Annotated in this window: 28 protein-coding genes; 7 read left to right on the top strand and 21 right to left on the bottom strand. The window is 41.6% G+C overall.

Annotation, left to right across the window (positions count from 1 at the left end):
* Position 1 precedes the first annotated feature (1 nt).
* The 5 genes from HLH18_RS02735 to HLH18_RS02715 form a co-directional block, all read right to left on the bottom strand.
* Entirely contained in the window at positions 2–1,099 is a 1,098-nt protein-coding gene (locus tag HLH18_RS02735; protein ID WP_171545688.1) for an ABC transporter permease, read from the bottom strand.
* 38 nt (positions 1,100–1,137) lie between these two features.
* On the bottom strand, positions 1,138–2,742 hold the full coding sequence (locus tag HLH18_RS02730; RefSeq protein WP_171545687.1) for an ABC transporter ATP-binding protein: 1,605 nt from the start codon (positions 2,740–2,742) through the stop codon (positions 1,138–1,140).
* 124 nt (positions 2,743–2,866) lie between these two features.
* Positions 2,867–3,967, bottom strand: coding sequence for a BMP family ABC transporter substrate-binding protein (locus HLH18_RS02725; RefSeq protein WP_171545686.1), 1,101 nt, complete (start codon positions 3,965–3,967; stop codon positions 2,867–2,869).
* Positions 3,968–4,373: 406 nt separating this feature from the next.
* Positions 4,374–4,859: a nucleoside deaminase gene (locus HLH18_RS02720; protein WP_171545685.1), complete on the bottom strand. Its 486-nt coding sequence runs from the start codon at positions 4,857–4,859 to the stop codon at positions 4,374–4,376.
* Positions 4,860–5,017: 158 nt separating this feature from the next.
* Positions 5,018–6,073, bottom strand: coding sequence for a Rieske 2Fe-2S domain-containing protein (locus HLH18_RS02715; RefSeq protein ID WP_171545684.1), 1,056 nt, complete (start codon positions 6,071–6,073; stop codon positions 5,018–5,020).
* A 279-nt stretch (positions 6,074–6,352) separates the two neighbouring features.
* On the opposite strand from HLH18_RS02715, the gene HLH18_RS02710 reads away from it, so the two are divergent.
* Positions 6,353–7,285: a LysR family transcriptional regulator gene (locus HLH18_RS02710; protein WP_171545701.1), complete on the top strand. Its 933-nt coding sequence runs from the start codon at positions 6,353–6,355 to the stop codon at positions 7,283–7,285.
* A gap of 13 nt (positions 7,286–7,298) precedes the next feature.
* Complete coding sequence (locus HLH18_RS02705) at positions 7,299–7,514, top strand: hypothetical protein (RefSeq protein WP_171545683.1); 216 nt, start codon at positions 7,299–7,301, stop codon at positions 7,512–7,514.
* Positions 7,515–7,562: 48 nt separating this feature from the next.
* On the opposite strand, the gene HLH18_RS02700 is transcribed toward HLH18_RS02705, so the two are convergent.
* Together HLH18_RS02700 and hpxO are read right to left on the bottom strand one after the other, a co-directional pair.
* A complete protein-coding gene (locus HLH18_RS02700) occupies positions 7,563–8,450 on the bottom strand; it encodes a DMT family transporter (protein ID WP_171545682.1) in 888 nt (295 codons plus the stop codon).
* A 165-nt stretch (positions 8,451–8,615) separates the two neighbouring features.
* Complete coding sequence (hpxO, locus tag HLH18_RS02695; RefSeq protein WP_171545681.1) at positions 8,616–9,773, bottom strand: FAD-dependent urate hydroxylase HpxO; 1,158 nt, start codon at positions 9,771–9,773, stop codon at positions 8,616–8,618.
* A gap of 207 nt (positions 9,774–9,980) precedes the next feature.
* Here hpxO and alc point away from each other — a divergent pair, with 207 nt between their 5' ends.
* Both alc and HLH18_RS02685 read left to right on the top strand, forming a co-directional pair.
* Positions 9,981–10,985 (top strand): allantoicase, encoded by a 1,005-nt coding sequence (alc, locus tag HLH18_RS02690; protein ID WP_171545680.1) that lies wholly within the window; start codon positions 9,981–9,983, stop codon positions 10,983–10,985.
* A gap of 12 nt (positions 10,986–10,997) precedes the next feature.
* Positions 10,998–11,495 (top strand): ureidoglycolate lyase, encoded by a 498-nt coding sequence (locus HLH18_RS02685; protein WP_171545700.1) that lies wholly within the window; start codon positions 10,998–11,000, stop codon positions 11,493–11,495.
* A 57-nt stretch (positions 11,496–11,552) separates the two neighbouring features.
* Here the strand turns inward: HLH18_RS02685 and HLH18_RS02680 are convergent, their stop codons facing one another.
* The 14 genes from HLH18_RS02680 to ureE all read right to left on the bottom strand — a co-directional run bounded on the left by HLH18_RS02680 (position 11,553) and on the right by ureE (position 22,966).
* Entirely contained in the window at positions 11,553–12,266 is a 714-nt protein-coding gene (locus HLH18_RS02680; RefSeq protein ID WP_171545679.1) for an outer membrane protein OmpK, read from the bottom strand.
* Positions 12,267–12,385: 119 nt separating this feature from the next.
* A complete protein-coding gene (locus HLH18_RS02675; RefSeq protein WP_171545678.1) occupies positions 12,386–13,744 on the bottom strand; it encodes a nucleobase:cation symporter-2 family protein in 1,359 nt (452 codons plus the stop codon).
* A gap of 33 nt (positions 13,745–13,777) precedes the next feature.
* On the bottom strand, positions 13,778–14,098 hold the full coding sequence (gene uraH / locus HLH18_RS02670; protein ID WP_171545677.1) for a hydroxyisourate hydrolase: 321 nt from the start codon (positions 14,096–14,098) through the stop codon (positions 13,778–13,780).
* Positions 14,095–14,598, bottom strand: coding sequence for a 2-oxo-4-hydroxy-4-carboxy-5-ureidoimidazoline decarboxylase (gene uraD / locus HLH18_RS02665; RefSeq protein ID WP_171545676.1), 504 nt, complete (start codon positions 14,596–14,598; stop codon positions 14,095–14,097). Before uraD ends, uraH begins: the two co-directional genes overlap by 4 nt.
* 143 nt (positions 14,599–14,741) lie before the next feature.
* Positions 14,742–15,704 (bottom strand): allantoinase PuuE, encoded by a 963-nt coding sequence (puuE, locus tag HLH18_RS02660; RefSeq protein ID WP_171545675.1) that lies wholly within the window; start codon positions 15,702–15,704, stop codon positions 14,742–14,744.
* Between the two features lie 192 nt (positions 15,705–15,896).
* Complete coding sequence (locus tag HLH18_RS02655) at positions 15,897–17,027, bottom strand: PIN domain-containing protein (RefSeq protein ID WP_171529223.1); 1,131 nt, start codon at positions 17,025–17,027, stop codon at positions 15,897–15,899.
* A gap of 98 nt (positions 17,028–17,125) precedes the next feature.
* Positions 17,126–18,826 carry an urease subunit alpha gene (gene ureC / locus HLH18_RS02650; RefSeq protein ID WP_131287078.1) on the bottom strand — a complete coding sequence of 567 codons (1,701 nt, stop codon included), beginning with the start codon at positions 18,824–18,826 and terminating at the stop codon, positions 17,126–17,128.
* A gap of 41 nt (positions 18,827–18,867) precedes the next feature.
* Positions 18,868–19,176 carry an urease subunit beta gene (locus tag HLH18_RS02645; protein ID WP_171529221.1) on the bottom strand — a complete coding sequence of 103 codons (309 nt, stop codon included), beginning with the start codon at positions 19,174–19,176 and terminating at the stop codon, positions 18,868–18,870.
* Between the two features lie 16 nt (positions 19,177–19,192).
* Positions 19,193–19,495: an urease subunit gamma gene (ureA, locus tag HLH18_RS02640; RefSeq protein ID WP_131287082.1), complete on the bottom strand. Its 303-nt coding sequence runs from the start codon at positions 19,493–19,495 to the stop codon at positions 19,193–19,195.
* 188 nt (positions 19,496–19,683) lie between these two features.
* Entirely contained in the window at positions 19,684–20,574 is an 891-nt protein-coding gene (locus tag HLH18_RS02635; RefSeq protein ID WP_171529241.1) for an urease accessory protein UreD, read from the bottom strand.
* A gap of 28 nt (positions 20,575–20,602) precedes the next feature.
* Positions 20,603–21,169 (bottom strand): HupE/UreJ family protein, encoded by a 567-nt coding sequence (locus HLH18_RS02630; RefSeq protein WP_171529220.1) that lies wholly within the window; start codon positions 21,167–21,169, stop codon positions 20,603–20,605.
* An 11-nt stretch (positions 21,170–21,180) separates the two neighbouring features.
* On the bottom strand, positions 21,181–21,795 hold the full coding sequence (gene ureG, locus HLH18_RS02625) for an urease accessory protein UreG (RefSeq protein ID WP_131287086.1): 615 nt from the start codon (positions 21,793–21,795) through the stop codon (positions 21,181–21,183).
* 36 nt (positions 21,796–21,831) lie between these two features.
* Positions 21,832–22,497, bottom strand: a complete 666-nt coding sequence (locus tag HLH18_RS02620) for an urease accessory protein UreF (RefSeq protein WP_171529219.1) — start codon at positions 22,495–22,497, stop codon at positions 21,832–21,834.
* Positions 22,484–22,966 carry an urease accessory protein UreE gene (gene ureE, locus HLH18_RS02615; protein WP_171529218.1) on the bottom strand — a complete coding sequence of 161 codons (483 nt, stop codon included), beginning with the start codon at positions 22,964–22,966 and terminating at the stop codon, positions 22,484–22,486. The genes HLH18_RS02620 and ureE overlap by 14 nt, the downstream gene beginning before the upstream one ends.
* Positions 22,967–23,674: 708 nt before the next feature.
* On the opposite strand from ureE, the gene HLH18_RS02610 reads away from it, so the two are divergent.
* From HLH18_RS02610 to HLH18_RS02600, 3 genes are all read left to right on the top strand, one after another.
* Entirely contained in the window at positions 23,675–24,823 is a 1,149-nt protein-coding gene (locus HLH18_RS02610; protein WP_171529217.1) for a hypothetical protein, read from the top strand.
* Complete coding sequence (locus HLH18_RS02605; protein ID WP_171529216.1) at positions 24,823–25,419, top strand: hypothetical protein; 597 nt, start codon at positions 24,823–24,825, stop codon at positions 25,417–25,419. The genes HLH18_RS02610 and HLH18_RS02605 overlap by 1 nt, the downstream gene beginning before the upstream one ends.
* 87 nt (positions 25,420–25,506) lie before the next feature.
* On the top strand, positions 25,507–26,055 hold the full coding sequence (locus HLH18_RS02600) for a hypothetical protein (RefSeq protein WP_171529215.1): 549 nt from the start codon (positions 25,507–25,509) through the stop codon (positions 26,053–26,055).
* Positions 26,056–26,061 lie beyond the last annotated feature (6 nt).

Here is a 26,061-nt window from a genome sequence, read left to right as displayed (position 1 = left end):
GTTAAAGGGTGGTTGCTGTGGGCTGAGGGACCGGTGGCGCCATTTTTTTGCTAAAACGGTAACGGTTTTCAATTAATGCATCGGAAGCCAACAGGAAAAACAACAGCAGCCCCTGGAAAATACCGGTAATCGCGACCGGAAGCTGGAGCTGCATTTGTGCCATTTCGCCGCCCAGATAAATCAGTGCCATAAAACAGCCTGACAGCACAATACCGATGGGGTTTAAACGCCCTAGATAGGCGACGATAATCGCTGCATAGCCATAACCTGGGGACAGGTTCGGATTCAGCTGACCAATAGGCCCAGCCACTTCACAGATTCCGGCAATACCTGCCATCATTCCGGAAATCACCAGACTCATCCAGATAGCTTTGGAGGAAGAAAAACCTGCGTATTTGGCAGCTAAAGGTGCCTGACCGCTGACTTCCAGTTTATAGGCCGTCAGACTTTTACGCATAAAAACCCAGAACAGGAGGACTGCAAAAAAAATGATAAAGATAGAGGCATTAATACGGGTGCCTTCTACAATGAATGGCAGCGTAGCACTCTCACTAAAAACCACCGATTGTGGAAAATTCATGCCGTCCGGATCACGCCAAGGACCATTAACCAGGTACAACAGCACACACACTGCAACATAATTCATCATCAAGGTGGTCAGGGTTTCTTCAGCATTAAAATGGGTTTTCAGTAAGGCTGGAATTGCACCCCAGAGTGCACCACCAAGTGCGCCCATGACGATCATCAAAGGTAGAATCCACCAGCCGATTTGATCATGAAATAAAATCGCAATACCACCGCCAAAAATTGCCCCGATCGTAAGCTGACCTTCAGCACCGATATTGAATAATTTGGCTCGAAATCCGACCGCCAGTCCCAAGGCAATCAGAATCAGAGGTCCGGCTTTCACTGCCAGTTCACTCCAGCCATAAGATGATGTCAGCGGCTCAATAAAGAAGATGTACATGGCTTGCGCGGGATTGATGCCCAGCATTAAAAACAGAATACTGCCGACAATCAACATGGCCAGCAGTGCAATGATCGGTGAAAGCCACTTCATCATTTGAGATGGATGTTCACGCGGTTCTAATAAATGCATGTCGCTCTCCTCTCAACTTATATTTATTTTTGGCTGTATTAAGCATGAGCTTGCTGCTCCTCTGCATTTACGATCGCAGTGTCATGGCTTGGAATGCCTGACATCAAGACTCCAACATTTTCAGTATTGGTTTCATGGATAGGTATCGCTGGAGATAGTTCACCATTGGCCAACACGCAGAGACGATCACTGATTTCAAACAGCTCTTCTAATTCTTCTGAAATCACCAAAATAGCGACGCCTTGTCGAGAGAGATCAATCAGGGTTTGCCGAATAAACATGGACGCACCTACATCAACACCCCAGGTCGGTTGAGCCACAATCAAGAATTTCGGGTTTTGTAGAATTTCTCGGCCAACAATAAATTTTTGTAGATTTCCACCCGACAAGGAACGTGCTTCTGCCTCTGGCCCACTGGCTTTAACCCCGAATTTTTCAATACAGTGCTCGGCAAAAAGCTTACATTGTGAAAACTTGATTAATCCCCATTGCGTCAGGTTATGCCGAAATGCAGTCAGCAAGGCATTCTGGGACAGTGTCATGTTCGGAACTGCTCCTCGGCCCAGACGTTCTTCAGGTACAAAGCCCAGGCCCAAGTCACGCCGTTGTCCGGGACTGAAGCTGGATATATCGATTTGATCCAGAACCATCCTGCTATGTTTCAAGCTGTTTTCTCCCGACAATAAAGACAGCAATTCTGCTTGCCCATTGCCAGAAATCCCTGCAATTCCTAAAATTTCACCGGCACAAATATTTAAATTGATATTTTTCAGCGATACACCAAAAGGGTCATCAGACTGGTAATCCAGATTCTCGATCTGGAATAGCACCTGTTTTTCACCTGTATATTCTGGGCGTACATAGGTCGGTAAATCACGGCCAATCATTAAGCGCGCTAAATCACTGGTGCTGTTGTCTTTGGGATCAACATTTCCGGTAACACGACCATTGCGCAAGATGGTTGCTTCATCACAGAGTTCTTTGATCTCATGTAATTTATGACTGATATATAAAATCGAAACACCTTGGGATGCCAATAAACGCAAGGTTTTAAACAGTTGCCGCACTGCTTGTGGCGTCAATACCGAGGTGGGTTCATCTAAAATGATTAAAGCCGGGTTTTGTAAAAGACAACGAATAATTTCGACGCGTTGCCGTTCACCTACCGATAAAGAATGTACTTCACGGCGTGGGTCAACTGCTAAACCGTATTGCTCTGAGACTTCAATAATTTTTTGACTTAGAGCTTTTAAAGGAGTCTTTTCATCTAATCCTAGAGAAATATTTTCCACCACGGTCAAGGTTTCAAATAAAGAAAAATGCTGATAGACCATGCCAATCCCGAGCTTTCTCGCCATCGACGGGCTATCAATTTGGACTTCTTTGCCGTTCCATAAGATTTGTCCCTGATTAGCCTTGGTTGCACCATAAATGATTTTCATCAGGGTACTTTTTCCGGCACCATTTTCACCCAAGATGGCGTGAATCTGTCCAGGTTGAACGGTTAAATGTATCTGGTCATTCGCTTTCAATGAATTGTAACTTTTACAGATATTGATGAGCTGTAAACGCGGTACACTCGAAACAGATCCTGTATTCATCTCTCGCGTATCAGCAGATAGATCGTGTGGAGGAGTCATCATAGGCACTCTATTTAATGCTGCGATAATGCGGCATCCACCTGAATTGCGTTATGCATTCAGATGGATGAAAAATAAAATCAACCGCGTTAATTCAAGGTCATTTAATTGCTGAATCTCGCTGCTGTTACTTCGGTAAGGCCCCTTCTACGCCTTTAACGTAGTAATTCATTTTGCTTAAAGCGGCATCATCCAATGATTTACCTTTAGCCAGGAGCACGCTGCCATCCTGTTTATAAAGTGGACCGGCAAATGGATGTAAGCTACCTTTCAGAATTGCATCACGTACGCTGAGTGCTTTTGCTTTAGAGGCTGCCGACACTGAAGGACCAAAGCTTTCGATATCGACGGCTTTTTGTTTCACGCCATACCACATCGCACTTGGTTTCCAGGTTTTATTGCTGACTTGAGTCATTACCGGGGTGTAGATTTTCTCCCAATGTAAAACCGATGCAGCAAGATGCGCTTTAGGGCCAAATTTGCTCATGTCAGAATCCCAGCCAAAAGCAAAGACACCTTTTTGTTCAGCGGCTTGTACCACAGCTGGAGAATCGGTATTTTGCATCAGCACATCCGCACCCTGAGCAATCAGTGCCAAGGCTGCATCACGTTCTTTACCCGGGTTAAACCATGAATTCACCCAAATGACTTTGGTTTTAATTTTTGGATTTACACTTTGTGCACCCAAGGTATAGGCATTGATGTTGCGTACCACTTCAGGGATCGGGAAAGAGGCCACCACACCCAATACATTATTTTTGGTTTTTTGACCTGCAACCACACCCAGCATATAAGCACCTTCATAGGTACGTACGTCATATACCCCTAAATTTTTTCCCTGCTTATAACCGGTTGCATGCATGAATACTGTATTTGGAAATTGCTTGGATACTTTCTCCATCGCATTCATATAACCGAACGAGGTTGCAAAAATGACTTTATTGCCTTGTTGTGCCAGGTTACGGATCACTCGTTCAGCATCTGCCGTTTCAGGGACATTTTCGATATAGGAAGTTTTATATTTTCCAGCAAGTGCTTTTTCAGTTTTAATACGGCCCTGGTCGTGAGAATAAGTCCAGCCATGGTCACTGGTTGGACCAATATAAACAAACGCGGCTTTATCTTGGGCTTGAACATTAGCTACAGCGGCCATGCTCATCACACCGCTTGCCATTAACACCCCAACTAATTTTTTGAATCCTGTTTTGAATGCATTTTTTTCTTTCATTATGTTCTGCTCTTGGTTGTTCTATGTCGTATGACATACATCTTAAAAATGGCTTTACTCGAATGAGCTCAGTCTGTTCAATATATAAATAGCAATAAGTATTCCAACTTTTGAAAAAAATAATAAATAGAGACTGTTTAAATAAAATATTTTTTTATTCATGCAGTGAAGCATTTTTATATTAAATTTATAGGGTTTTAATTTGCCTTTTTTGTATTATGTAAATGATCATTTTCTATTTTAAATTAGATTTCTTTTTAATTATGCTTGGGATTAGTGCATTAAAATAAAATGCATGATATTTGGGCATTAATATCCAATTCAATCTTGAGTAAAAAATCCAGATATTAAAAATCCCTCTGCGTGAGCAAAAGGATAAAATAATACAGAGGGGGATTAAAACAATTTAGCGTTCTGCCCAGAATGCCTGTTGCAATGCTGTGGTTTCTTCTTCAATTTCTGCAATTGGACCAATCAAATCAATATTTTTCTGACCATGTTCAAACACATAAGCAGATGACACACGCATGGTCGGATTTTCGACATGGTTTCCCGTACATTCTAATAGCCGTTGTTCAGTCATGCCATAAACCACTCGACCAATATTGGCCCAATAAATGGTACCGGCGCACATGCAGCAAGGCTCTACCGCAGTATATAAGGTACATTGCCATAAATATTCAGCTGGATAATTACTGGCAGCAACACGTGCCAGAGTAGACTCGGCATGATTTACCGTATCAATATTACACTGGGTTAATAGCACTGTTTCATGATCCGGTCCCACCAATACTGCACCGAAAGGGTGATTTCCCAAAGACATCGCTCTGCTTCCCACCTCATTGGACAAGGTCAAAAACTGGATGATTTGAGCTTGATTGGGTCGATTCATTTTATTTTTCACCCTATATTATTTTATTCAGCAGTGATAATTAAACAGATGATCTAAAATAATCTTGCACCTTAAAATATAATAAATTTAAAATCCGATATTATAAAATTCACCATTTATATTTAAGCTTTAATTCATATTAATAAAATTAAAACATATTAAACAACATAACGTTTACTTAATCCCCACTCTGCTAAGATTCGACGGTAGGTCGTTGAAGAACGATCTGCTTCAAAATGCGCTTCCATGGAAATATCCAGGGGTAGCTCTTCGGGTTTTTGACTTTCCACCATGTCCTGATCTTCGGCAAATATTTGTGCATTGAAGTCATATACCGCCTGTAAATCCCCTGTGGTATCAAAGTTTCGTGTCAACGGCACAAATAAACGGGTTTGGTTGTGAGACACAGGGCAACAGGCATTGAGAATTTTTAATTGTCCCTGTTCTGGGAAATGTACGGTTAGCACCGCAGAAAACGGTGGATAGACATCAAATACACGTTTCCACAAAAAGCCTTCTGGCGCCAAATGTTGCATCCCATGCGGATAGTTGCTGACATCACTGACATATTCGGTATGCAGGCCGTAATCTGTACGTTCTGTTGAATATTTGGGCACCACCTGATTCTCGGGATCGGCAAATGACCCTTGATGCACCCAAGCGAAATGGGCCACATCAATGAAGCCTTCCAATTGACGACCACTCGAACCGGCAATATCCACAAACGGCGGTAAAATTGCCTGATGATCTGGCATCTCCCAGGTATCTAAAAAAGGAAAATTGGCTTTTGCTTCGTCACGGCCAAAAATACTGGTCCAGATCAAGCCATATTTTTGAACTACTGGAAATTTAGTCAGAGAAAAGCGTTCAGAAATATTGGTTAGCTCGGGTTGGGCAGGAATTTTGATACATTTACCCTGCCCGTTGTAGTGTAAGCCATGATAAGGACAGACCAGGTTTTCACCCGATACCCAGCCTTTGGTTAAGGGTACACCCCGATGTGGACAGATATCACGGACCAGATGAATATCGCCACTTTCTGTTTTATACAATGCCAGCTTGACATCAAGCAGCGTCACTTGTTGCGGTTGGGTAGAAACGTCCTGAATCCGTGCAACCGGATACCAGTGATGAGTCAGAATGTCCCAGTCCTGATCATCAAACTGGCTATAGCAGGGTTTGTTGAATAAATTGGTGACTGGAATGGCGTTCATATAAAACCTATAGTCTTTCTGTGGATGGTCTCTTTTTACAGGCCTTGAACATTGCAGAACTATGCAATTTTGGCTTTGCTTATCATTGAAATTACTTACTTTTTTATCATTCTGTCTATTAGAATGATTCGTACTATTCATTCTTAAAATAAGAACACCTCAACGGCGTGCAAATGTACTTGCCGATTAAAACTACCTTATTTGGCATAAAACTCGCATAAGCACGGTTATCTCAACTATTGATATGAATAACAGGTGGTACTTCGCTTGACTAAATTGATGAATACGCCTTTTTCCCGATTTTCAGAATATTTTATCGCTGTGGCGAAAACAGGCAGTTTACGTAAAGCCGCAGACCAATTATTTATCTCCGTGTCTGCGGTACACCGGCAGATCGCTTTGGCTGAAGAAGAACTCGGTATTATTTTGTTTGAGCGTTTGCCCAGTGGTTTAAAACTGACCCTTGCCGGTGAATTACTCTATGCCGATGTATTGAAATGGCAAAAAGAATTCCAGCAAACTCGGATACGTTTTGATGAAATTCAGGGACTCACGCGTGGAACCATCGAGTTTGGTTTAATCTCTGCCTTAAGTGACGGGTTTGTCATGCAATCTGTACAATATATGTATGAAAACTATCCGTGGATCAATTTTAATATTCGGGTCGCAGACAGTGAGATTATCGCCAAGAAGATCATGGATGCAGAATTGGATTTTGGTTTGATCTTGAATCCAAAAGCACATCAACACCTTGAAGTGGTTCATTTTTTAGAATTGCCTTTAGGTTTTGTGATGGGGAAATCACATCCTCTGGCTCAAGCAGAAAAGATTTATTTTTCAGATACTTTAAATGACAATCATTTTATTCCCTCAGAACCTTTAATTATTCATGACTATGTGCAAGCCATGTATAAACACCATAAATTTATACCCGTACGTAAAACTGAATCAAATGACATACGCTTAATGAATAACCTAATCAAAGCCAATACCGGCATCGGAATTTTAAGTTATTTGGACGTTTTTCCTGAGCTTGAACGTGAGGAATTAATCTTTAAGCCCATTTTAGACAAAGGTCTGCATCCATTGACTATCGCCCTCTGTGTTGCGCCGAAACGACAAATTTCACGCGTTTCCCAGTTGATGATTAAAAATATTATTGAACAAATGGAAGACTTGAAAAGCAAAGTTAAAAATATTTTCTCGACCTAAACCGTTTGTTAGTATGGCCCTTGCTCTTTTGATTGAAATTTCAATTGTTAAGGTAAAGCGATGTCCACTATTTGGATTAAACATCACTGACTATTTTAGCGGAAATACAGGTGATGCCTGTAGGGGTATTGTCATTTCAGAGGGAAAAATCGTTGAAGCGGTGCCTTTAGGGCAAGCACCGATCAAGGCTTTCGATGAAAGTTTTGATGCGCAAATCTGCTGGTTTTAGCTAATTGCATATTATTAAATGGCCTATGTTTTAAGGGAGTCATGATAATCAAGCCCAGATCACCAGTATGGCAGCCACAACCACCAGTAATAATCCCCAATGCTCTGCTTTGGCCAGTTTTTCTTTAAAAAAATAAGCTGAAATTAACAGGCTAAACAAGATTTCAATTTGTCCCAGTGTTTTTACAATGGCCACCGATTGCATGCTCATGGCAGTGAACCATCCCAAGGACGCAATAAAACTGCACAGACTGACTTTGAAGGTTAAGCCTAATCTTGCCCACATGGCCTTTAAGGTCTGGCGACTGAATAAACTTAAGTAAATCAGCATACTGACACATTGAAAACCAATAATACTGAGCAATACCCAAGCTGCCCGATGTATAAATGGCAGTTGGGGAAATTCCAGACTGGCTTCACGCACCAGTAGTGAGGTAATGGCAAAGCACAGACCACTGCCTATACCAATCAATAAGGTCGGTAGGGAAAGTTTTTCTGCTCTGGATCCTCTACTGAGTAAAAAGACTGCCAGCCCCCCTAAGGCCACCCCGAACCAGCCCAGTACAGTTAAACGATCACTCAGCAATGATGCACCAATGAGCGCGGCTAAAATGGCTTCGCTCTTGGCCAATCCGACACCAACGGCATAGTTTTTTTGTTTAAATAACTGCACCATTAATGCGGTTGCAGCAATCTGACTCATCCCGGCAATGACAATATAAATGGCATAACGTGGTGTAAAGCTAACCGGGAGTGGTATGGGCTGACTCTGATATAAAAAGGTCAAGTAAAGAATGGCCAAAGGAAAACCAAAAATAAATCGCGCCAGTGTTACGCCATAGACATCAACAGTAGTACTCAGTTGTTTTTGAAATGCATTACGCCAAGCCTGCATAAATGCAGCCATAAGCGTAAACAGAATCCATGTGGATGCCATTACTTGACCTTATTAAAGCTATAAAATGCAAGTAATTTACTCCTTCATCACGGAATTAACGAATCATTTTTTTCCAAAAGGTTTTAATGATTTGAAATTTTTTGCGAACTATGCTGATCAAAAAAGCCCTTCACCAGGAAGGGATTTTTTGAGCTGAATTGAATATCAGTCCAAGGGATTACCAATAATATTGCTAATAATTCCTTTCATGATATGTGGTCCCTGTTCTTTTCGTAGTTCTTCATACCATTGCTTTGTCACATCTTCATCTTTCATATGCGTTACATCACAGCGTTTGCGTGCACGCAGCACTAATTCATTGGCACGTTCATTACGTTTGTTTTGATAACGCTTTAAGGAATCTTCCAGGCCCAAGGTGTTAATTTGCAAAGCACGAGATAAATAAATCGCATCTTCCATCGCTTGGCAGCCACCTTGGCCAATATCAGGCGTGGTACTGTGTGCAGCATCTCCAACAATCACCACACGCCCTTTATAGTATTGTGCAAATGGTTCAATGTCATGAATTTCCACACGATTGGTTTTTTGCTCATTCATATGATCTATGAGTTTCTGAACTTGCGGACACCATCCTGCAAAGTATTCTTTTAATAAAGTTTTATAGTGACTACGATTATTTTTTAAACCCGCTGCCAGAGGCACATCAAAGAAAAAATAAAAACGATGATCTGCCACAGGCATTAATGATACACGCTTGCCCTCACCGACATAGGTCGTCCATTGATCAGCGGGTGCATACTCCTCTGAAATTTCAACCAGACCATTCCAGTTTACATAGCCTGCATAACGACGCTCAACCTGTTCACCCAATACATAAGCACGGGTACTCGAATGTGTCCCATCTGCCCCGACTAACAGTTCGGTTTGCACTTGCGTTCCATCTGCAAATTGCACTGTTACAATTTCTTTGACTTGTTTAAAGGACAACATTTTTTTGCCTAAATGAATATTGTCACGACCGAACTCATCCATCAGCATATTTTGTAAATCTGAACGCGACACCGGATATGGACGTTGTCCAACTTCTTCTATCAGGGGATGCAAGCTGAACTGTGTCATCACCTCGCCTGTTAAGCCATCCATATAAGCCAAGTTATTCATTTGTCCGCCAAGTTTCGCGATCTGATCCGTTAATCCTAGATAATTTAAACACTTAACCCCATTTGACCATAAAGAAATGGCTGCCCCCATAGGTAAAATGTGTTCTGCTTGCTCATAGATGGTGACTTGATGTCCAAACTTTTTTAGTGCAATTCCTGTGGTTAAACCGCCTATACCTGCACCAATAATTGTAATTTCCATCTATAACTCCTTTATATATTTAAGTATCTGCACCACAAAATGCTAAAAACGTGCCATTTTTTATCTCATGCACTTAAAAATTTCAAAAGTTGGCACAAGCTGTGCTTCTAAACATATGTAAAAGCTTGTTTTTATCGATTGTTCAAAATGAATCACTAAACAAAACAAGTCTATTCATTTGATTAATAAAGTTAATGGAAGATATTTATGGCAACTTTGCTTGCACCAATTTTTGATATTCCTCTCCATATGCAGCAACTGACTAATCTGGCAGATGACCGAATTGGTGCAGAAATCATGGATTGTTCGGATGATTTTTTTGCTGAAGCAAAACGCATGTTGCAATTCAATCCACCCATATTTGTAGAAGACAAATTCGATCAACATGGCAAATGGATGGATGGTTGGGAAACCCGCCGTAAACGCCATGCGGGTTATGACTGGGCCATTATTAAATTAGGGGTGGCAGGCAAAATTAAAGCACTCGATATCGATACCACTTTTTTTACAGGGAACTATCCAGCTTCTGCTGCTGTAGAGGCATGCTATGCACCAGATGGAGACTTGAACAGCATAAAATGGCAAAACATTCTAAAAAATAATATTTTAGGCCCAAGTGATCATCACATTTTTAATATTGATACCGAGCAGGTCTTTACGCATGTCCGTTTAAATATTTATCCAGATGGCGGCGTGGCACGGTTTAAAGTTTATGGTGAAGTACAACTTCAAAGGCACGGTAGCAACCAAACTTTAGACTTGTTAGCTTTAGAAAACGGTGGTCGCGTGATTGCTTATAGTGATGCGCATTTTGGTCATCCACGTAATCTGATTAATCCGGGTCGTGGCATCAATATGGGCGATGGCTGGGAAACCAAGCGCCGCCGTGCGCCCGGTTTTGACTGGTGCCTTCTGGCTTTGGGTCAAAGCGGAAAGATTGAAAAAGTTGAAATTGATACCGCCCATTTTAAAGGCAACTTTCCTGCCCAAGTGTCCATACAAGCCATCTATATTGAAGATGCCACCGATCAGCAACTCATTCCACAAAGCATGTTCTGGCCATTTTTACTGGAAGCACAAGATATGCAGATGGATCATATCCATACGTTTGTGGAGGAAATTTTGAAACAGGAAAAGATTTCCCATATCCGGGTCAACATGATTCCCGATGGCGGTATTAGCCGGATTCGTCTCTGGGGGAAGGTGGATTAAGTGATGAATAGCATGGGTATGCCAAGCATAAAAATACAGCCTTTAAGCACTGAAAAGTTTCTGCCTTATGGTGACGTCATTGCCTGTCAGGGTAATCACTTTTTTCAGATCAATGATCAGCAGACCGAGCGTTACCATACCTTGGCTGAAGTAGAAAGTGATGCCAAGGTTGGACTCAGTATTTTTAAAAATATTCAGGCCACCGCCATCCCTTTTGAAATTGCAATGCTGGAAAGGCATCCTGTAGGTTCACAGGCTTTTGTTCCGATGCAGGGTCAACAGTTTTTAATTGTCGTTGCCCCCTGTCTGGATCATCAACATCCAGATCTGGATCAGATCCAGGCTTTTATCAGTAATGGTAGGCAAGGCGTGAATTATCGTGCCGGAACCTGGCATCATCCCTTGCTCACTTTGGAAGCACCGAGTGATTTTGTAGTCGTGGATCGTATAGGAACCGGAGCAAATTGTGATGTTTATACTTTTCCTAAAAAAATCCGGATAGAGTTTTAAATGCATTAAAAAAGCCCTTTTTATAAGGGCTTTTAACTCATTGCTTCTTCACCTTGCTTAGAAGTGATATTTGACCAAGGCACTGACATTATTTTCATCGGCATTTGGAATGCCGAATTTATTGTTCCAGATTGAATGTTCAATCCCCAGATATAAATTGGTGTCTGGAGAAATGTGTTTACCGACATTCCATTTCCATTGTGTGGTCCAGTTCATCTCGCTGTCATGATCATCCTCTTCTGTTGACCAGTCCAGGAAGCCATCCACCAGGAATTCTTCAGTCCCGAGTTTAAATGGTACGCCATAGGTCAATGTTAACTGGTAGTCATCATCAATATTCTCATTATTAGCTCGATAAAGATTAATGCTGGCATAACGGAAATACGGAATGTCCAGATCGAAACCTACGCCGTACAGGAAGTTATCAAAACCTTCTCCTCCTTCCCAGGTCGTGGATACCAATACATCTTTGACCGGACCAAAGGCAAGTTTCTGCCCTGATACTTCACCCAAGCTTAAACGTGGTGACAATTCAAAATAACTTGATTTACTGTCATCAGCGCCATGCATCCGGTCAATGAAGAAGAATACATCTGCATATTTCACTTTTGCCGTATATTCAAGGGTTAAGGTGGTCTGTTTCTCATCCACCACTTCATAGTTTTCACCATAAAGTCCGGTCACGCTGAAGTCTTGCCAGATCGGTTTTGCCTGTGCCGATAGAGCGCCGAATGCGAGTAATGTTGCAACAGCAAGTTGAGTGAATTTCATAAATAAGGATCCCCAGTAGAATGAAAAAATAACGTTATAAATTAAGCAAAAACAAAGCCAACTTTTTAATTTTTGATAAAAACCTATGACTGGCACAGGTTTATTGAAGAGGTAAAATTTTAGTGCAGTGTTTCTGCAATATTCTTTAGCGCCTCGGCATTTCGCGCTTTGAATAGAGTCAGATGGTTAAACAGCAAGTTTAAAATAATCGCCATCAAACAAGTGGAACTGATGCCTGAATGAAACAGGGTTTGAAACCATTTTGGGAAATTGGCATAGAAAGAATAATCGATAATCGGAATCATACCGGCAGCAATAGCAGTCGCGACAATGATCAGGTTTTTCTGCTCGTTATAATCAATTTTTGCCAAAGTACGGATGCCACTCGCGGCCACTGTACCAAATAGGACCAATCCTGCACCACCAAGTACCGGAACCGGGATCGCCGCAATTAAACGTCCCATAATCGGCAACAGCCCTAATACCACGAGAATGATGCCGCCTGCCGCGACCACAAAACGGCTTTTTACCCCGGTAATTGCCACCAAGCCCACATTTTGTGCAAATGCACTTTGCATGAAGGATCCAAAAACTGGCGCTACTGCACTGGAGAGCATATCGGCACGTAGACCATTGGAAATACGTTCTGAATCCACTTTGGTTCCGATAATTTCACCAACCGCGATAATATCCGCAGTGGTTTCCGTCATAATGACCAAGGTTACGATCAGCATGGAAATGATGGCAGTCAGCTCAAAAGTTGGAAGTCCGAAAGCAAAGAAACTGGGTACCTGCACCCACGCACCATGACTGACTTTGCTGAAATCACCAAAACCTAAGAGATAGGCCAATACCGAACCCAATACAATCGCCAGCAGGATGGACAGGCGGCGAATCGAGGCATTTCTGCTCAGGTTCAGACAGATCACAATCGCCAGAGTCATGATGGCCAAACTAATATTTTCAACACTTCCCCATTCAGGTGCATTTTTATTGCCCCCCATCATCCAGCGAACGGCCACAGGTAAAAGTGACAAGCCAATAATGGTAATCACACAGCCCGTCACCACCGGCGGGAAAAAGCGAACGATCTTGGAGAAATAAGGTGCGAGGAAGAAACCAATTAATGAAGCGACAATGACTGCACCATACACTGCCGAGAGGCCTCCGCCTGTGGTCACAATTGCGACCAAGGTCGCCACACCGGCAAAGGAAACACCTTGCACCAGCGGCAGTTTTGCACCGATATATTTCACTCCCAGGGTTTGCAGAATCGTAGCCAGTCCCCCCACAAATAACGCAGCTGCAATCAATAAACCGATTTGATAGGGTTCCAACCCGGCTGCAGTTCCTACAATCAAGGGTGGCGCGATAATCCCGCCGTACATGGTCAATACGTGCTGTAAACCATAGGCTGCACTTTTACCCGCACCTAAATATTCATGTTCCGGTGAAATGGTCTTATTTTCTTCGATCATTCTTTTTCTCTCCCTCAAAGTCAAAAAATATAATTAGCTACCGCGATATGTGGAGTACGCAAACGGGCTGATCAGTAAAGGAATATGAAAATGCTGCGATGCATCTTTCACATAGAAATGAATGACTGCTTTAGGAAAGAAGGTATCTAGTCCCAAGCGTTCAAAATAGGCAGCAGTGGAAAATTCAAGGCTGTAATTCCCTGCTTTTAAAGCGCTTAAACCGAAGTCTGTTACCCGGCCATCGGTATTGGTAAATGCTTCGCCGAGCAAATGACCATCTTCCGCATAAAGCTTGATGGCAACCTGGGCTGCGGGTTTGCCCAGATGGGTATCTAAAATATGGGTACTGATCATGCTTGCAGCTCCTGAGACAGTCTTGATAAAGCGATTTCAGCCAGTTGGTTGTGGACTATCCGCTTTTCAGTTTCAGGATCATTGTCCAAACGATATTTCAGGGCCTGCAGGACTTCTTCACTATTTAAACCCGCAGCCTTAATCAGGAAGATATAGCCATATTTTTTTTCATAGGCAAGATTACCTTTAATCAAAGCGAGCTGGGTTTCTTCATCCGCTGTAATAGATGACTGTTCACGGTTAGAAAAGCTCTTTTCGATTTCACTCAATTCAGCTTGTGCTTTTTTCTCGCCAATACGTGGGTGATTATCCAAAGCCGCTTTAATTTCACCCCATGTCCAGGTTGCTGCTTGTTGTTTGGCCAACTCCATAACCGCTTCAATTGATGCATAAGGACGCTTGGCTACAATTTCGGTCGACCAGCTGGGTATTTGCACACAGTGCTTTAAAAAGGTGATGGCATCTTCTGATGATGCTCGATTAAATTCAACGAGTTGCATTATTAAATCACCTGTTAATATTGAATTTTTGTTCAAAACAGGATTTGCAATAACAGTGCCAAATCTGGTTTCAGTATTATTTTTATAAAATGCATAAATCAAAAAAGAGAACACAAGGTTCTCTTTCTAAATATATTTTTTAATTATGGCGCGTGATGTTTATACCAGTGTTCAGCAATATCACCACGTCGGCAAATCCAGACCTTGTCATGACTTTGAATATAGTCCAGAAACTTTTGCAATGCTTTAAAACGTCCCGGTCGCCCTAAAATACGACAATGCATCCCGATCGATAGCATTTTTGGTACAGTTTCCCCTTCGGCATAAAGTACATCAAAGGCATCTTTGAGATATTGATAGAACTGTTCACCGCTGTTAAAGCCACCCGGTGAAGCAAATTTCATGTCATTGCTTTCCAGGGTATAAGGAATGATCAAATGCGGGCGTTTTTCACCATTCGTCGTAGTCACGCTGCTCCAAAATGGTAAGTCGTCACCATAATAGTCACAGTCATATTTAATCTGGGGAAATTCAGCCAGTAGCTGCCTGGTGTTTGGGCTGTCACGACCGGTATACCAGCCCATTGGTGCTTCGCCAAAAAGCGCCTGTAACACGCTGATGGCTTGATCCATGTGTTGGCGTTCAAGTTCAATGGGCATGTCCTGATAATGCAGCCAGCGCTGTCCATGAGAAACCACGTCATAATTGGCTTCTTTGATCGCCTCGACAATATAGGGGTTACGTACCAATGCCATACCGACGCCGAAAATGGTCATGGGTAAATTGCGTTTTTTAAACTCTTTATGAATCCGCCAAAAGCCAGCACGTGAGCCGTATTCATACATTGAATCCATCGACATATGTTTGTCAGGAAAACTTGCTGCGCCAATAATGTCAGATAAGAACTGTTCGGAGCCGACATCACCATGTTCAACGTGGTTTTCGCCACCTTCTTCATAATTCAGTACAAACTGTACCGCGATACGGGCTTGGTTTGGCCACTCCACTTTGGGTGGTTCGCCATGGTAGCCAATCAGGTCACGTGAATAGGGCGCGCTGCGAATGTCATCAATGAGTTCTTGGCCGCGTAAATAAGTCGTCGTCACGTTAAATCCCTAATGTGTTATATCAAATCATCAATTTTCTATAACAGCGATAAGCAATTTATGCGCCAAAAGGATTCATTTAATTCTTTCTAAATATATCCACCATCTTAGCTAATTGCTCCATACCATCAAATGTCGTTGGAATTTTGTCATAGGATAATACGAGTAGTAAAAATAGAATATTGGTGAGTTTTATTCTTCATACCAACTTTCATCAAAGGCTTCAATATATCCGAAATCAACAATATCGTTATCCAAACTAAAATTTTCAATTGAAATTTCTATATTATCTAAATCTTTCAATTTTTCAGGTTCGAAATCACAAATCACAATAGCTTCAAAATCTTTTTCAAACTCACCACTAACCATCCGACTACTTAAATTTATCTCTTCCTTATCAATTGAATCCCATACAGAAAAACTAAAACTAGCTTCAACCTCAAAATTAATTGATCCTCTTAATTTTATTGAAAATTCATTAATCTCATGATTAATCTCAATTAATTCAATTGATTGATAGTCTGCTGAAATAAAACTGAGATTTTCAACTTCATTATCACATGTAGATAAATGTGAATCAGCTTCAGCATGAATATATTCTTGTTCTAAAATAACTGAGATTTTTCCGTCCAATTTTTGATTCAAAGCATTTAAAAATACAATATCAAATCCATTATCTTCAAACTGTTCAAAAAACTTATCTTGATTATTTTGCAAGACTAGAATTTCTATTGCCTCTGATAATTTAGTTCGAACATCAAGTTCATTAGATTGTGAACAATACTTCCCCCAACCCTTATCCCCGGAAACAGTTAATATATTCTTTTCATGGGTCTCGGCATAACCTTCTAATACTAGTAAAGCAATTGCATCAGGAAATTCCCTTTTCTTTTTTTCAGTATTTTCAAAAGGTAACTGAGTATTTTTATATAAATCAATCAAACTGTTGACATGTAAATATTCAGATGAATTCAGGATTTTTGCACCTGTGGCTTGTAAAAAACTTTGAATTCGACTATCCACTAACTCTGCTATTTCATCGGTTTTTAAATTCCTCATAACCTCTAAAGCAGAGTTCAATTCAGGAAAAAAATTTGCTTCTATTATTGTTTTAAATTCTTCAATTTTTGGCTTTGCATTAATTGTATCTTGTAGTAAATGTTTCTTTATTTCAATTAAGATTATATCTGGTACTAAAAGCTCAACCCCTGTATCTTTGAATTGTTCTAACTTATTTAATAAACTTTTTTCAAAATTATATTTAAGTGACTTTAAAGTTGAGTTATCGATACTAATCGCATTGTATTTTGAAAACTTTTTCATTTTTACTACCATTTCATTATTAGTATCAAAATAAATCAAAATTCGATTACGCGATAGTATTGATGCCCTCTATTTTATTAGAGGGCATCAATACTTGATTAAAACAAAAAATACCTCTGCGCCATCGGCAACACTTCAGCTGGCTCACAAGTTAAATGCACTCCATCTGCCCGCACTTCGTAAATTTCTGGATCAACTTCCATCACTGGGGTATAGGTGTTGTGCTTCATGTCCGCTTTAGAAATATTTCGGGTATTTTTCACGGGTGAAATTATTTTTTTAAGCCCTAATTTTTCCGCTACACCATTTTCAATACCCGCTTTCGACAAAAAGGTAATACAGGTGTTATGTACACCTCGTACGTTTGCACCAAACATCGGACGGTAATGCACAGGCTGCGGAGTTGGGATAGAGGCATTAATATCCCCCATCGGTGCCGCGGCAATCATGCCGCCTTTAATAATCATGGAAGGTTTTACACCAAAAAAAGCCGGCTTCCATAACACTAAATCTGCCAGTTTACCTTCTTCAACCGAACCAATTTCATGGCTTAGACCATGGGTAATGGCAGGGTTAATCGTATATTTGGCAATATAACGCTTCACCCGATTATTATCGTGCGCGGCATTATCACCTTCAAGTACACCTCGTTGCACTTTCATTTTATGTGCAGTTTGCCATGTTCGAATGATCACTTCACCAACACGGCCCATGGCTTGCGAATCTGAAGACATCATCGCAATTGCACCCAAGTCCTGCAAAATGTCTTCAGCTGCAATGGTTTCTCGGCGAATCCGACTTTCTGCAAAGGCAACATCTTCTGAAATAGCCGGGTCAAGGTGATGACAAACCATCAACATATCTAAATGCTCATCAATAGTGTTGATGGTATAGGGACGCGTCGGATTGGTTGAAGACGGCAAAACATTGGGCTGACCGATGGCTTTTAAAATATCTGGTGCATGTCCGCCACCCGCACCTTCGGTATGATAGGTATGAATGGTCCGGTTTTTAAATGCAGCCAGAGTTTCTTCTAAAAAACCACTTTCGTTAAGCGTGTCGGTATGAATCGCGACCTGGACATCATATTCATCTGCCACCGTTAAACAATTGTCGATGGCTGCCGGGGTTGATCCCCAATCTTCATGCAATTTTAAACCCACCACACCAGCTTCAATCTGTTCACGAATCGGATCCGGCAAACTCAAATTGCCTTTGCCGAGTAAACCAATGTTCATGGGTAAATCATCAATAGCTTGTAACATGGTGGCAATATGCCAAGGTCCCGGAGTAACTGTAGTTGCAGAAGTCCCTGCCGCCGGTCCTGTACCGCCACCAATCATGGTGGTGGTACCAGACATGAGTGCTGTTTCAACTTGTTGCGGGCAAATCCAGTGAATATGGGTATCAATTCCACCTGCGGTGAGAATCTGTCCTTCGCCGGCAATGACTTCGGTCGCTGCACCTAAAGGAATGGTGATATTGGGCTGAATATCTGGATTTCCGGCTTTACCAATTTTCCAGATTCGGCCATTTTTCAAACCGACATCGGCTTTGACAATGCCCCACCAATCGATAATCAAGGCATTGGTAATCACTGTATCAGCAACATCTTGCGCCAAGAGTTGGGACTGCCCCATACCATCCCGAATCACTTTACCGCCGCCAAATTTGACTTCTTCGCCATAGGTGGTCAGATCTTTTTCAACCTGAATGAACAATTCAGTATCGGCCAAACGAACGCGATCCCCCAGCGTTGGACCAAACATTTCTGCATAAGCGCGGCGTGACATTTTCATACTGGCTACCTTCATTTTTTAAATTTTTAATTGGGTTTAATTTAGTCAAGTTTGCCCATGACACGACCAGCAAATCCGTAAACTTCACGCAGTCCGACTAAAGCAATCAATTCAATCGAGCGACTTTGCCCCGGTTCAAAACGCACAGCGGTACCGGCAGCAATATTTAAGCGGTAACCACGCGTAGCCTCACGGTCAAATTGCAGCGCATCATTGGCTTCAAAGAAATGAAAATGTGAGCCGATTTGAATCGGTCGATCGCCGGTATTGGCTACAGATATTTTTAAAGTTTCACGACCGACATTCAGCTCGATATCGCTGTCTGGAGTAATGACTTCGCCAGGAATCATAATCTTGTCCTTATTATTAAAGAATCGGCTGATGTACCGTGACCAGTTTAGAACCGTCCGGAAAAGTCGCTTCAACTTGCACTTCAGCAATCATTTCAGCAATGCCATCCATGACATCATTGCGGCTAAGTAAAGTCGTGCCGTAATGCATCAATTCACTGACGCTCATACCGTCACGCGCCCCTTCAAGTAATGCCGCGGAAATAAAAGCAATCGCTTCCGGATAATTCAGTTTTAAGCCGCGAGCTTTACGACGCTCCGCCACCAAGCCGGCAGTAAAAATCAACATTTTGTCTTTTTCTGTTGGATTGAGTTCCATAAACGGTTCCTAATTCATGTATTTATGTCTAAGCAAAATGTGTGCAAGATTAGATATTGGGTGTTCTCCCTCCCTTTGGGATGAGAGACAATGTCTGGCAAGAGAGGGAGGATTTTAATAAATGTTTAATCACCTCTCCCTTGCGAAGCAGTGCTTCTCATCTTCTATAAGGAGAGGGAACAAAAGGATCATGTCCGCCAAATTCTTGGAAACTCTTCGTCTAAATCAAACCAATAACGTCTTAATCGTGCTCGAATCGCGGCAAAAGCGTCATGACATTGCCGTACATCATCCCCTAAAAAACGTGCGCAAATGACATCACCCAACACCGTCAAAGTGACCTTGATTTTCATCCGGGTGATCAGCTCGCGAATCACGGTAACGTATTCATCTAAGTACAGCGTAGCGCGATATTTTTCCGGTGCAACCGCCCATAAACTGCCCATCACGGCCTGACCATTCATGCCCAAACAAGAGCTTAACCAACGGTCATTACCGACAAAATTTAAACTGTCTGCCACCAACAATTTATTTTCGCGCAGCAGCTTAAAATGATTACGGTATTGACCCTCACTAAACTGTTCTGCACAGGCTTGGCGACCAATCACCAACATGTCCCAACCAATAAAGCTCGATGTTCGATCTAACTGAACGGTGGTTTCTGAATGTGCGTGCGCTCCATTGAATAGCATGGTTTCTTGCGGCAGCCATTCGAAAATAGCGTTGTCTTTTAAACGAATCTGAATATGTTGAAAGGCCGATTTACCGGTGGTTTTGTACCATTTCCCGGCACCCGGTGTAGTCACCAAGGCATGTGCGTCAGCATCCACCTGCATATCAAAAGTCAGATGATCCCCCCCTGCAATACCCGCAGGAGGATGGACAATAATGGCATGACAAATCCCGCTCTTTTCCGGCCAAAGCATTTTTTGCACCCGTACAGGTCCGCTATGTTTTCGATGCGCCAAGGTCGTGCGTTGCTGCGCAGCTTGATAACGAAAGCCTAGCTCGAGGCAGGCGTACCAAAGCTGCGATGGGTTCTGTGCATCAGCTGTTTTTGAAAGGGGTAAATTCAACATATTCATGATCAATACTGCTTAAAACGCATTAAGCCAGACCGATAACAGCAAGGATTGCAGCCAGTGCGGCTATAATTTTTCGACCATGCGGCAGGTATTTCTCAGTCAATGCACCTAAGCCTAAACCCGTCAGATAAATGATCGACATCGCAGAAACCATACCCAACATGAGTGGCAGCATGTGTCCTGATTGTCCCAGTTCATTGCCATGTGCCACACCATGGAAACTTGCGAGTAGCATGGTCGCGACAGCAAAAATACCATTGGATTTCATCAATAACGCTGTCGCCAAGACCGCTAAAGATAAAACAATGCCGTATTCTGCAAAAACATTGGGTAATACCTGCTGCTGTCCTAAAACAAAGCCTGCAATCATGGCTACCGCTAAACCGAAAAAGCCTACGACTTTCCAGCGTTGTGTGGCCGTCCAGAGCAAGACACCGAAAGCAATCGCCATGGTTAAATGATCCAAGCCGGTAAAAGGATGGCTAAATCCATTCCAAAAACTGCTTTCATGCGCATGACCAGGATGTGCCATGGCGATCATCGGTAAGCTTCCCATGACAACAGCAAAAAATCTTTTTAACATTGACATCACACTCCTGCTTAAGCCTTAAATAAGCCTTGTTTTTCAATAAAGGAAATGATGGATTCCAGTCCATCCTTGGTTTTCATATTGGAAAATAAGAACGGTTTCTCGCCACGCATGCGTTTGGCATCTTGATCCATCACATCCAGGTTGGCACCCACCATTGGCGCCAAGTCAGTTTTATTGATGATCAGTAAATCGGATTTGGTAATCCCAGGACCGCCTTTACGTGGGATTTTTTCTCCGCCCCCCACATCAATCACATACAAGGTTAAATCAGACAATTCTGGACTAAAGGTTGCCGCCAAATTGTCACCGCCACTTTCAATAATGATCAGTTCTAAACCGTCAAATTTTTCACATAGGTCATCAATCGCCGCCAGGTTAATCGAGGCATCTTCACGAATTGCGGTATGGGGACAACCGCCAGTTTCCACCCCCACAATGCGATCGGGGGACATCGCTTCATTGCGGGTCAAAAAGTTGGAGTCTTCTTTGGTGTAAATGTCATTGGTGACCACAGCCATATTGTATTTTTCACGCAAGGCCTGACATAAATTTAAGGTTAACGCCGTTTTACCCGAACCGACTGGTCCGCCAATTCCAACGCGTAATGGACTACGTTCTGACATCTGTATTTCCCCTCTTATTTCTTCAATTTTATATATTTATGATCTAAACAATCTTGAATATTGGTTTTCATGCTGCATGCTGAGCATGGCATAGCGTGGTAAAGCGCTACTGATTTCGGCATCGTCTAAATTCAGAGCGCGCTGAATTGCGTCAGGAATAAGACTATGTAAATGCCATAAAATCCGTTGTCCACTCATTTGTCCTAACGGTACTGTTTTGACCGTAGCCAACACTTGGTTTTCTAATACAGTGAAGGTATAGGCAGTGAGTACATCGGCTGAATTTAAGGCTAAAGTGCCACACAAATGCCCATACACCGGCATAAAACCTAGTTGTTTTTTAACCCTGACCGGTTGTTTTAAAACGTCGCGGATCCAGGCATTTAAAGAAAAAGCCAATTGTGTTGATTCTGCGAGTAGCTCTTTGCTTTCACGACTAGAACGATAGAGATTTGCCCAATACTCAAATTGCGCTTCATCATCAAAGGACTGCATTAAGCGCTTAAGTAAAGGCAACTCGAAACGAACCAGCAACATCTCAAGCACTTCTTCAAAATAAGCAATGCTGGATGCCTCATCATGAATCATGCCGCAATCAATCGCACTCTCCACTCCTTGCGAGTAGCAATATGCTCCGATCGGCAACGCCGTAGAAGACAGCGTCAGTAAACTGAGCAGCTGCGCCGCATTAGTGATGGACATGCTGTAAAGCTTTAATTGGGCTTAGACGATGATCATGTTGATGCTGGGCATAGGCGCCACTTTCAGGCTCAAAAGGATGTAAAGTTTCTATCACGTACAGTCCTAAGCCTGTGACCATTTCAGCCAAAACATGATCGGGTTCAAAATAAAGTGCCGTAGGCGTTAACATTAAGGGAACATGGCGATTGCCCAAGTGATAGGCGGCTTTTAATAGATCAAATTCAGTTTGTGCTGTGACTTGCATGAGTTTTTCAGCTTGTGCATTGACTTGCAACACATCACCCTGTGCTGTTGCAATATAAGAGCCACTACGTAAAATGCCGTTGCGCGGCAAATCCGCACCAATATCAACCCCATTTTGTAAGGTTGCACGAAAACGGCTCTTTTGACGCACATCAAAAGTTAATTCAATGGTTTCAAACAGCTCGTTATGTTTAAGTTGTTCTAATCGTTGAGTATAAATTTTCATTTTTGCTCCATTTTAGTATCCCTTGATTTCACCTTTTGATCCAAAATAAAGCAATAAAAACAGCATGGATATAAAAGTGCATCATTATGATTATTAGGCAATTTTCGTACCAAGTTGTTTTTATAGAGTCGGTTTTAGAGAAAATGTCCAAGACATTAATGAATGATGTAAATACCGAAATTGAAGCATCTTGCTGATACGCTGCTGGGTAATATCATCCACTTTTCTAAAGCCAAAAATAAACAGCACAGTAAATCGTTAAATCTGTATGGTGACAATTCCACTCGTAAGATCAACGCTTTCCGACAAGCACAACTTGCTTAATATAAGGTGAAATGTAGGGATGCCACTCTTGGTAGGACTAGTCGACTAATCACACGCAACGTATAAAGCATAAAATTAAATGCTTACGAAAAAAATCATCTTTGAAATAAAATGCTAACGAAAAAAAGTATCTTTGAAATAAAATTTTTACGAAAAGAATTCCTCTTTGAAATAAAACGCTAACAATTGAAGCGTAAGCTACAGCACAAAACGAGTTGTTACACCAAACCAATAATTAAAAAGCGTATTGCTCAGACTGAAAAAATGGAATTCAGAAATAATTTAGCTCAAAGAGGCATTGGAGGTGGTGAACAATTTTGGAGTTGTTGCACATCAGGCTGAATACTACAAAAGCAATATAAGTTATTACCAGGAATCAATAACATGCCTATCCAAATTAAACAGAATTCACGTACACGCCACGTCCGTGATTTAGGTGAGTTCAGTGTTGTATCAGGAGCGATTCGCTTCACTGACCCTTGTTATGCCAATGATGTTTGGTGCAAAGGTTCAATGCCAGCAGCCAATGGCAAGTATCAAGCCCAGATTGGTTTTTTCCGCGATCCCTACGATGAACGCAGTATGTTGGAAAAAATCGACCAATTTAAATACCTGCTGCACTATCACGCAAAGTTTGGAGAGAAGTACAAAGATCACTTGTTCTCTTTTGAAAAACTGGTCAGTAAAGTGCGTAATCAAGCCAATTGGGATGACAAGTTACAAAACGTTGAAAAACTCTTTCAATTGATCAAAGAAGAACCGGATGTTGAAAAACAACGCATCTATAAAGAATTAGCAGACGATGCGGTGGAATGGTATTCGAAGTGCTATGTGTCAGAAGAATACAATTATTGGGAAAAACAAAGTTGGTTGCTGTTTGAAATCAATTCCACTTTTGCCCACGCAAGACATTCGATCAGCACTCGTCCTTCCAAGTTCCGTGCCTTAATGCTTGACCAGCACAGCCAACACCTGACCGAAGATCAGATCAGAGAAAAAGTAAAGAAAATTGAAGCGGAAGAACGACGCGACTTTATTGCCAACCTCGAAAGAAAAATCACTGACCTGCAAGATACTTATGCTGCAGGTAAACCGCTTCGTACCCACTTTCTGCGCATCAAGCATGAATCCATAGCCAGCTTTAATCCAATTGAAAATGGGAAATGGCATTTCAACACTAACTTTGACGTAGGTGTTGATTCGGGACAAGCCGGATTTTTTGATGAGCTTTGGTATGAACGTTATAACGGAGATCGTAATAACCAGGACCTTAGCTCTTACTTCAACTTATGCACTTTATCATCAGGTGGTAATCACGATCGAAGTGTCAAAAAATCAATGAAAGAAGGTGGTGTATTTGATTTTGGTGCCAATTCTCACACTGCTCATGGTGACGGTTCGGCTCCCCTATTTTATCGCCTCAACAAAGCGGGTGAAGTGATTGAAGCGGCCTATCTATATGACGTAAATTTTGAGGAATGTGAAAATGCATTAAACGATAACAAAGCAACTATAAAACAGAAGGTAAAATAGTGAAAATTAACGATTTCAATAAAATCTTTCAAGTAACCGAACATCTAAGCGCAGAAGAGTCCCATTTAAACGGTTTCTTAAATGAAACCTCAAAAGTAGATGACCTAAATAAAATTACTTTTATCGTGGGTGAAAACAAGAATATAAGACTTGACACCTTAAAGAAGTCGACACAGATCAACAATGAATATGACCCTGTTTCATACAATGCAGGAAAGGTCATTTTCAAAAAAACAAATTATGAACAAGCTGTTTTGGATTTGATGAATATCGATAACGAGACTCAAAAAATTTTTAAAAAAGCAAAGTTTCAAGGTTTTGTAATTGGCTTTTGGCATGAGGACAAATTTGCATTCGCTAATATTTCGAAAGAGCTAAATGAATCTGGACAAACCCATGCCAATGCCCACTTCTATGATTCCCCTCGATACGCCACTTGCATGTTGGATCTTTCCGAAGCCGCCGAGCAGCTTGTGCATATTCAAAGTGTATCTGATGAACGTACGTTTCAAATCTTCGTGCTGTATTTAGGTGAGACAAAATCAGGCGAAATCTATTTGCCGCTTCCCTTGTACTTCGAGGAAATGTTCCTTTAAAGGCAGGACCTTTTAAAGCTGGATAACCTTGTTTTCCAGCTTATTTTTCATAAATTCTAAAAATATGTTTTTTTCAAAGGGTATGATATGAACGACATTCAAGCAAAACGCCACCTATTAGAAACAGTGGACAAGTTAGTTCGTAAGCCAACAACAATAAGCGAACTGGATTTGGTCAACATCTTTGTTCACTTAGGCTCAATTCTAAAAGAATCTTTCGCTGAACCTGTCGAGATCACGCCAATTTTTTCAGGTCGCAAGTCTATAGTGCCTATTCCGCTTGGGGAACTAACTGCAGAAGAAAAGGAGGCTGAACGTCAAATGTTCATTCGCTTCCTCAAATTACAACCTCATGTTTTAAATATTGGCTATAACACAGAGACACAGCAGTTCCTTCTGAAAGAAGATCAGGCAGCATGGGATGCCTGGTTGTATCGTGCAATGATTGCACGCAACCTTCTTAAGTCAAGTGAAGTACCCAAAGATCTACTCGAGCGCTTCGATACACACTATAAGAAAACGCCAAAAGGTTATAAGATCTCTGAGACTGTAATCAGCTTTTGGAATTACGACTGTCAGCGTTTTATGATTGATGAAATTCAAAATGAATTTGAAACCTGGTCAAAGGCAAGTTAATAAAAT

This window comes from Acinetobacter sp. ANC 5414, assembly GCF_013004295.1.
Lineage (GTDB): Bacteria > Pseudomonadota > Gammaproteobacteria > Pseudomonadales > Moraxellaceae > Acinetobacter.
The sequence above is the reverse complement of the archived record's forward strand: the minus strand, read 5'-3'. Positions and strand labels throughout refer to the sequence as shown.